This window comes from Rathayibacter rhapontici (assembly GCF_001995175.1).
Lineage (GTDB): Bacteria > Actinomycetota > Actinomycetes > Actinomycetales > Microbacteriaceae > Rathayibacter.
Window position 1 is genome coordinate 18,827 of the sequence record NZ_MUKN01000051.1, and the last position, 8,488, is coordinate 27,314.

An 8,488-nucleotide genomic window follows, 5' to 3' on the forward strand; every position below is an offset into this window, starting at 1 on the left:
GTGTAATGTCTTCTCTTGTGCCGCGGGGTGGAGCAGTTCGGTAGCTCGCTGGGCTCATAACCCAGAGGTCGTAGGTTCAAATCCTGCCCCCGCAACAAGAAAGCGAAACCCGGTCTCCTCGGAGGCCGGGTTTCGTCGTTAACGGACGCCTGTGGACGTCACCTCTTCTACTGATCGAGCAGGGCCCTTCCCTGCTGATCGAGTAGCCCGCGCAGCGGGCGTATCGAGATCCACGTCCCCCAGCGGGCCGGCCTCCGGATCGCCCCTGGCGCGTTCCACGTCTGGATGGCGCGATCGCACCCGTGATGTCGGTGGTCATTGGTGTCATCCTCGTATGGTTCTTCTGGATGTCGAGGCGAGGCCCGCGGGCGGCGGTCCGAGCGTGCGCGAGTGCTTCGACGACGCCCTCGTGGCCGCAGTCGGGGCCGCGTGCGCGGTCGACGCGTTCCGCGCCCGAGCCGAAGCCGAGCGGGCGGAGCTGATCGAGCTCGCCCGCCGCACCGCGATGACACTCCCGAACGCACTCGTCGATCCGAGCGTGCAAGCGCACGTCGAACGCGAGGACGCCGCGATGCGCGCGCTGGTCGCGGAGCTCGCGACCGGCATGCGGGTCTCCGAAGCCCTGGCGGGTGTCCTCGTGGAGGAGAGCCGGATGCTCGTCAACGAGCTACCGGACACGCTGACGGCTCTGCGCGAGGCAGCGATCGCACCCGAGCACGCCCGCGTGATCATCCGAGCCGCGCTCGAGCTGCCGGTCGAGGCGCGCAGCCGCTTCGACGACGCCGCAGCGGCCCTCGCCCGCGAGTGCACGCCTCCGCAGCTCCGGCGCCGGCTGCGGTCACTGCGCGAGCGCCTGCACCCCGAGTCGCTCACCGACCGGCACCAGCGCTGCGCCGCACGCCGCGGCGTCTGGCTCGACGGAGAGCTCGACGGCATGGCGACTCTGCACCTGCATCTCCCCGCTCCGGAGGCGCACGGAGCGTTCGACCGCATCGACCGCGCCGCGCCCAGCCTGCACGAGGTGCCGGAGGAGGAGCGCACCCTCGGACAACTGCGCGCCGACGTCGCCACCGCGCTACTGCTCGACGGCGAGACCGTCAGCCGCCCCGACGGCTCTCGACCCGCCACCGCAGTCCCGCACGGGATCCGCGCCCGCGTGTCCGTGACCGTTCCCGTCCTGACCCTCCTCGGGCGCTCGGATGAGCCCGGCGTCCTCGATGGCTACGGACCCATCGACCCGGCGACCGCTCGGCGCCTGGCAGCCGACGCGCCCTCCTTCGCCCGGATTCTGACCCACCCCGAAACCAGCGCTGTCCTCTCCGTCGGACGTACCACCTACCGCGTCCCGGCCGACCTGCGCCGGGCCCTCGCCACCCGCGACGTCACCTGCCGCTTCCCCGGCTGCACCCGCTCCACCCGCGACAGCGACATCGACCACGGCACCGAATGGCAGCACCAAGGACGCACCGACGCCGACAACCTCGCAAGTTCTTAATACAACCCCACCGCCGACGCCTGCGCCGCCTTAGAGTGGCCTAAGAACGGAACGGCAAAGGAGAAGACTTGACTAAGTACCGCCTGGACGACGTTTATGGTATGAGCAGGCGACGCCTCCCCTTGACCTACGTGAAGCGGCCAAAGGTCGACGACCGCTTCGTGAACGAACTTGGGCGCGAGAACCACATCGTGGTTTACGGCTCCTCTAAGCAGGGCAAGACGAGCCTGCTGCTGAGTGCGATGGACGGGCTTGACCACCTTGTGGTCCAGTGCTCGACCGAATGGACGAAGGAGAAGCTTTACGCGGCCATTCTCAAAGAGGCGGGTGTAACGCTTGTAGATTCGACCACGAGGGCGAGGGGCAGCTCAAACGAAATTGGTAGCGAGATTGAGGGCGAGGTATCGGCGTCGGTGTTCGCGAAATTCCGAGCCAAAATTGCCGGAAAAATGACCGACACCAATGAAGAGAACGTCGTAGAGCGAGCGATTCCTATCGACCTCGGATCCGCTGCAGACATGATTCGACTTCTCGAGGAACTGGAGTTTGGCCGTTTCATCGTTGTGGAGGACTTCCATTACCTCTCGGTCGAGGTGCAAAAGGCATTCTCCTCTGATCTCAAAGCCTTCTACGAGCGGTCAAACTTCAGCTTTATCATCGTGGGCGTCTGGCTCGAGGCCGATCGTCTTATCGTCTACAACGGCGATCTGGCGCATCGGATTACGTCAATTCCTGCAGACCAATGGACGGACGATGAGCTGGCCGAGGTCGTGAAGGAGGGCGAGCCTCTGATGAACGCGCACTATTCCGATGCGGCAGTCGAGCTGCTGGTATGGCGTGCGCAGAAGAATGTGGGCCAGTTGCAGGAAGCAGTGCGGCAGCTGTTCCTCGAGCGCGGAATTTACGAGACCACGGACGAGACCGTTCACTTCGAGGATGTCGATGAGATCGACCGTGCCTTTGCTTACGTGGCCGATCAGCTGGCGGGGCGCTATGCAAATTCGATCAATAAGTTCTCTGAGGGGCTGAGGGACCAGACCCTCCACATGTACAAGTGGGTTATGCATGCTGTGATTGCGGCGCCCGCAGAGGACAGGCGAGCCGGACTAAAAGCAATGGACATTGTTCGACATGTTCAGGATCACCACCCAAAGGGCAGCATCTCCCCCAACAACATCCATGCAGCTCTTGCGAATGTGGTCAAGGTGCAGAACCACGCCGAGATTACTCCTATCATCCTCGACTATGATCTGACGCATCGGCGACTGACTGTGGTCGACAATGGGTTCCATGTTTACCTGGACGGGACGCGCACGGCAGAGGTGATGAGCTACCTCGCTAGCTTTGCAAACGAGGAGTAGGGCGCGCCGGAGGCGCAGCTTCACTTGAATATGCAACGTAACTCGGGAGCCCGCACGGGGTCAATGGCAAGGGCTCGTCGGCAGACGAGTCCGCGGCAGCAGTTGCGCGGAACGGTGCTGGTGCGGTTTCATTAGCTCACTTGCACGCGGTTAGGGCGACTCCTAGACCCCATACGCGCTGGAAGGCTGAATCTGTAGAGGGGCCCCGGTCTAGGGGGGCTGCGCAACCCGACCGGCCAGGGCCCGTTGCGCGAAACGAACCGATCATGTTGAGGCCGTCTCCTTGACGCTGCCTCCGATCGGTCTCCTCCCTTGCCTGATGCTTCTGCTTCCCCTCTGTCCGCACTCGCCCGTCCGGACGCGGGTTGGTCGTTTACCCTCTGCACCGACGCGTGGGAGGGCGGCGGCTCGTTCCAGCGCAGTGTCCGCACCGTGCGGGAGTATGTCGCGCGCGGAGAAGCCCGCGATCCAGAACGGGCTGCCGCGGAGGCCGGTCGCCGCGCTCGGACGAAGCTGCGCCGTTACTGCGCTGCGAACCGACTCAACCGGCTCGGCACGCTTACCTATCGCGGCGAGGGCAATCACGACCCCGCGGTGCTCCGCGACGACCTCGCGGACTTCTTCCGACGACTGCGCGCCGGTCTCGACGGCAAGCCGTTGCCCTATGTCTGGGTGCCGGAGTGGCACAAGACCGATCACGGTTTGCACGCGCACTTCGCGGTTGGGCGCTACATCAAGCGCAGCGTCATCGAGGACTCCTGGGGGCGGGGCTTCGTCCACATCAAACTGATCGGAGATCTGCCGGTCGGCTCGACCGCGTTGGCCGAGGCCCGCAGAGCTGCCGGTTACCTGTCCAAGTACGTCGCGAAGACCTTCGGCGACGAGCGAGTGCAGGAGGCGGGCCTGCACCGATATGACCTTGCGCAAGGCTTCCAGCCCGAGACGATGCGACTCTCCGGAAGGTCAGCCGAAGCGGTGCTCTCGGAGGCATCAGAGCTCATGGGGGGCGCACCTGCGACGCGATGGTCCTCGCGCGAGAATCCCGAATGGCAAGGCGCCCCTGCTATCTGGGCGCAGTGGGGCCGATGATGGGCGAGCCGGATTCGGAGGCCGTTCGGCAGTGGCTCGTCGCTTCGTGTGCGGCGCAGGGTGTGCCGGTGCAGATCACCGATGCGGTGCTCGTCGCCAAGCTTGGGGTGCTCCTAGGGGCATCCGGCGAGGCGACGTCAGGCACCGGAGGTGCCGAGTCGCCTCGCCGGAGCGCCTAGGACACCCAGGTCGGCACGATCCGAGCGGGGTCCAGCTTCTGCGCGCCTGGGGTGCCTGGCATGATCGCGGCGTGCTCCAGCACCGCCCGCACGATCGCATTCTGCCGATCCAGGTTCAGCTGCGCCCATGACGACTGCAGTGCCACCCCGTTGCCCACGAGGCCGTGCAGGGCGTGCGCTCCGTTGATCTGGTCGAGCTGTCGCTGTGCTGCGACGATGCGCGCTTCGGCGGGTTTCCGTGCCGACAGCCATTCGGGGCGCGAGATTTCACTCGCACCGAACATCTCGGCAAGTTCGGTCAATGCCGTCTGTGCGCTGTCGATCTCGGCGATGAGTGCGCTTTGCCGGTCGTCTGCCGCCGCCCGGCCAGCGAGCACGTCGGCCATCGCATCGGTGTCGAGTCGCATGAGGACCGCGGCCGCGATCCACTCCTCCACTGGGGCGGCGACGATGGTCATGCGGCCGCACCCACCGTGGTCCGGCCCCTTGGAGCACACGTAGCGGCGCGTGTCCTGCCGGGCGGCGCTGTAGAGGCGACTACCGCACCTGCCGCACGTCAACAGTCCGCTCAAGAGGTAGCGGCGCGGTGCTCGTCGGCCTTGCCGCTGCTTGGACCTCTGCAGCGCCAGTATCTGCTCGTGCTGCTCGGCCGTGATGATCGCCGGCCATACGGCTTTCCCGGCCGGCTTGCCCTTGTGATCACGCAGGCCGGCGATCCGGCCACTGATCAAGATCGCGCGCAGGGTCGGCGTTCGCCATACCTCAGCCTTGCCGGTACGGGGAACGTCCTGGTCGTTCATCCAGTTCGCAAGCGATCGCATTGACTCGCCCGCGAGATAGCGGGCGGCGAGCTCGCGAATGATCTTCGCCTCCGACTCACGCACCGTCACCCGGTCGTGCTCGTAACCGAACGGCCTCGTCGATCCGCCGTGCGGCAGGCCCGCTTCGACGTTCTGCTGCATCTTCCGCTTCACCCGCTCCGACTTCCTCGCCGACTCGTTCGCTGCCACCGCCGCCGTGATCCGCGCGACCAGCATGCCGTTGTCGTTGCCGAAGTTGATGTCAGAGGTAACAGTTGCGAGCTGTTCGACCCCCGACCGGTCACACAGCTCAACGAACTGCTCCCACTCCATCGGTCGCCGGGTCAGCCTGTCCTGGTGGTAGGCGACGACCGCGTCCACGCGCCCGCTCTCGATGTCCTGAAGCATCCGTGCGTACTCCGCACGGTGCTTGCCCCGGTACGCCGATACGTCGTTGTCGACGTAGACCTCCCAGACCGGCCACCCTCTGCTCTCCGCAAGACGGTGGCAGTCCTCGAGCTGGCGGGTGACACCCAGCCCCTCGCCGGTCTGGTCGCTCGAAATACGGGCGTAGATCGCCGCGGCACGTACCTGCTTCACGGGGTCAGATTAGCGCTTCGTGACAAACCTCGCCCACCTCTGCCGCCACCACCACCGACTCCGCCACACCACCACCTGGCAGGTCCGACACCGATCCGGCGGCGTCCTCGAGTTGACAAGTCCCACGGGACGACACCACACCACCCGTCCACCGGAGTCGGATCGATCGTGCGGATCAACGGAGGTGTGGAGAGAGCACCTCGGCGACGAACCACTGCCCTTCTGAGGCCATGCGTGCTCGACGAGTCACGGTCGTGTCTCTCCACCGATCGACAGCTCGCGGCGGCTGGTAAGGGGGTCATCGTCATCTCCTCCGATCTCCCCGAGCTGCTCGGCATCTGCGACCGCGTCTACGCGCTGTCGGAGAGCGGGCACGGGCAGGGGACGGGGGCAACCGATCCGACTTCTCAGCTGCAGGACACAGCTGCGCTGTTCTCCGCACAACCGACGCCAGGAGTAGGGCGCCCACCCGCCTCTGCGGTGCTGCGATCGTTCATCGAGGCGCACCCGGGGACTCGGCGCAGTCCGCTCAGCGGGCTCAGTCCGCGGCGATCACGCTCAGCACGTTGCCCGCCGGGTCGCGGAACCACGCGATCTCCGGGCCGTGCCCGCGCATCACTCCGGTCGCGTCGGTCGGGAGCTCGTCGTCGTCGTAGATCTTCGTCACGACGCCCGCGGTGTTCAGCTCCGCCACCGCGTCGTCCACCGACTCGACCGCGAGGTTCAGGATGGTGAAGGTCGCGGGCACGTGGTCCTGCTTCGGGTACGCGATCGCGTGCCCTCCGCCGGGCAGGTCGATCTCGAGGATGCCCATCGAGTTGAGCGACACGTCGAACCCCAGCGTCGTGCCGTAGAAGGCTCTCGCCGTCTCGATGTCGTCCACGCTGAAACCGCTGAACACGCGCTCGCTCCGGACCACGGTGCACCTCTTCCGTCCGCGGGGCGGCGCCGTTGCCGCCCTCTCGGGCCAGACGCTACTCTGGTCGGCTGCCCGCGTCACCACCGCGGAGGCATCGGTGCGGCACCGCCGGCAGGACCGCGTCGACGGCACCAGCAGGCACGGCGCAGCGGGCGCGCCGGCACCAGCAGGCGCGACAGCACCCGCGGCCACGACAGCAGGAGGGATCGGCATGGCCCCCGCCCTCCCTCGCGCGCTGCGCCCCTTCGAGACCCGCGGCTACCGGTTCCTCGCCGGCTCCCTCGCGCTCTCCCTCCTCGCGAGCGGTGTGTGGATCGTCGCCCTCGTCTGGCAGGTCATCGCCCTGGGCGGCGGCCCCGGCGACGTCTCCCTGGTGGCGACGGCCAGCGCTCTCGGTCTCGTGCTCGCGGTCCTCTTCGGGGGAGTGCTGGCCGACCGGGTGCCGCAGCGGCGCATCCTGATCGTCGTCGAGGGGGTGCGGGTGCTCGTCGTCCTCGCCGCGGTCGCCCTCTCGGCGGCCGGGATCCTCACCGTCTGGCAGCTGACCGCGGTCGCGTTCGTGCTCGGCGTGGGCGAGGCGTTCTTCTTCCCGGCGTACTCCGCGCTCCTCCCGCGCCTGCTGCCGGCCGACCAGCTTTTGGCGGCGAACGGTGTCGAGGGGGCGCTGCGCCCGATCGCCCAGAGCGCCGCCGGGCCGGCGATCGCGGGCGCGGTGATCGCGGTGGCCGCGCCGTCCGCCGCGTTCGCCGTCGCGGCGGTCGGATACGCGCTCGCCCTCGCGGGGCTGCTCCTCGTGGGCCCGGTCCCCTTCGAGCGCGCCGCGGAGGCCGGAGGCGGTCCGCTCGGCTCGGCGGTCCGCGACCTCCGCGAGGGATTCGGCTACATGGTGCGCACGCGGTGGCTGCTCGCGACGCTGCTGTTCGCGATCGTCCTCGTGTTCCTGGTCGTCGGCCCGATCGAGGTGCTCGTGCCTTTCGCGGTGCGCGATCAGACCGGGACGGGCGCCTCGGGCTACGCGCTCGCGCTGACGGCCTACGGCGTGGGCGGAGTCGTCGGATCCCTCGTGGTCTCCTCGCGCCCCGTGCCGCGCCGCTACCTGACCACGATGATCCTGCTGTGGGGCCTCGGGGCGCTGCCCTTCGTCCTGCTCGGCGTCGTCGACGAGCTGTGGATGATCGCCGCGATCCTCTTCCTCGACGGGGTCACGGGTGCGGCGGCGCAGGTGCTGTGGGGGACCCTCCTGCAGCAGAGGGTGCCGTCGGCGCTGCTCGGGCGGGTGTCGAGCCTCGACTTCTTCGTGTCGCTCGCGCTGATGCCGGTCTCGATGGCCGTCGCGGGCCCGGTGGGCGAAGCGGTCGGGATCGCGCCGACGTTCGCGGTGGTCGGCGTGCTGGCCGCGGCTTCGGCGGTCGTCACGCTCCTCCTCGCCCGGCTCGGTCCGGACGAGCTCGCCCATCCGCTGCGCGTCGGCTGAGCGCGGTCGGAGGGCCGCGGCGCGGTGTCGCCGGGCGGTGTGTCGGCTGCGGTCGGCCGCTATCCTCGACGAGGACGCGAAGGGTGACGGTGTGACGGACGAACAGGTGGACGGGACTCCGACGGCCGGCGACGGAACGGGAGCGATCGACCACCCCACCCGGCGCAGTCGCCGGGCCGCCGAGGCGTCGCTGGCGTCCTCGCTGACCGACTCCGTCCCGGGGGAGGCCGCCCACCGCGGCGATCGTCCCGCCCGAGCCGCCGCAGGCCGCCGCGCGGCGCCGGACGCCCCCGTGCTCGCCGTGACCTCGCCGATCCTCGCTCCGCGAGTCGCCTCGGTGCCGCCCGTGCGCCGCCGCAAGGCCGCGGTGCTCCGCGGGGCGGTCAGCACCGCCGCGGTGGCCGCGATCGCCGGGATGGTCGCCGTCATGGCGCTCCCCGCCTACTCGTTCGACCCCGCCGACGACTCGCAGGCCGCGATCGAGGCGCAGGCGCGGATCCGCGCGCTCGGCACGCAGAAGCTCACGGTCTCGGCATCGGCCGCCCAGGAGCAGGTGATCCGCGACTCCTTC

The 8,488-nt window shown here is 68.2% G+C and carries 6 protein-coding genes, 1 tRNA gene and 1 pseudogene; 6 read left to right on the plus strand and 2 right to left on the minus strand.

Annotated elements, in window-relative coordinates:
* The first annotated feature begins 21 nt into the window (after positions 1-21).
* The 4 genes from B0T42_RS14780 (at position 22) to B0T42_RS14795 (ending at position 3,945) form a co-directional block, all read left to right on the plus strand.
* A tRNA-Met gene (locus B0T42_RS14780) sits at positions 22-95 on the plus strand.
* Between the two features lie 239 nt (positions 96-334).
* The gene (locus B0T42_RS14785; RefSeq protein WP_077223793.1) at positions 335-1,495 is read left to right on the plus strand and encodes an HNH endonuclease signature motif containing protein; all 1,161 of its coding nucleotides are present in this window, start codon (positions 335-337) and stop codon (positions 1,493-1,495) included.
* Between the two features lie 68 nt (positions 1,496-1,563).
* The gene (locus B0T42_RS14790; protein ID WP_077223794.1) at positions 1,564-2,856 is read left to right on the plus strand and encodes a hypothetical protein; all 1,293 of its coding nucleotides are present in this window, start codon (positions 1,564-1,566) and stop codon (positions 2,854-2,856) included.
* Positions 2,857-3,288: 432 nt separating this feature from the next.
* Positions 3,289-3,945: a rolling circle replication-associated protein gene (locus B0T42_RS14795; protein ID WP_236720316.1), complete on the plus strand. Its 657-nt coding sequence runs from the start codon at positions 3,289-3,291 to the stop codon at positions 3,943-3,945.
* 175 nt (positions 3,946-4,120) lie between these two features.
* Here the strand turns inward: B0T42_RS14795 and B0T42_RS14805 are convergent, their stop codons facing one another.
* The gene (locus B0T42_RS14805; RefSeq protein WP_077223797.1) at positions 4,121-5,524 is read right to left on the minus strand and encodes a recombinase family protein; all 1,404 of its coding nucleotides are present in this window, start codon (positions 5,522-5,524) and stop codon (positions 4,121-4,123) included.
* A gap of 538 nt (positions 5,525-6,062) precedes the next feature.
* Positions 6,063-6,443: a VOC family protein gene (locus B0T42_RS14810; RefSeq protein WP_077223798.1), complete on the minus strand. Its 381-nt coding sequence runs from the start codon at positions 6,441-6,443 to the stop codon at positions 6,063-6,065.
* Between the two features lie 211 nt (positions 6,444-6,654).
* Between B0T42_RS14810 and B0T42_RS14815 the strand changes: the two genes are divergently transcribed.
* Both B0T42_RS14815 and B0T42_RS14820 read left to right on the plus strand, forming a co-directional pair.
* Complete coding sequence (locus tag B0T42_RS14815; protein WP_077223799.1) at positions 6,655-7,917, plus strand: MFS transporter; 1,263 nt, start codon at positions 6,655-6,657, stop codon at positions 7,915-7,917.
* 91 nt (positions 7,918-8,008) lie between these two features.
* Positions 8,009-8,488 (plus strand): annotated as a pseudogene (locus B0T42_RS14820) (hypothetical protein); the annotation flags it as partial.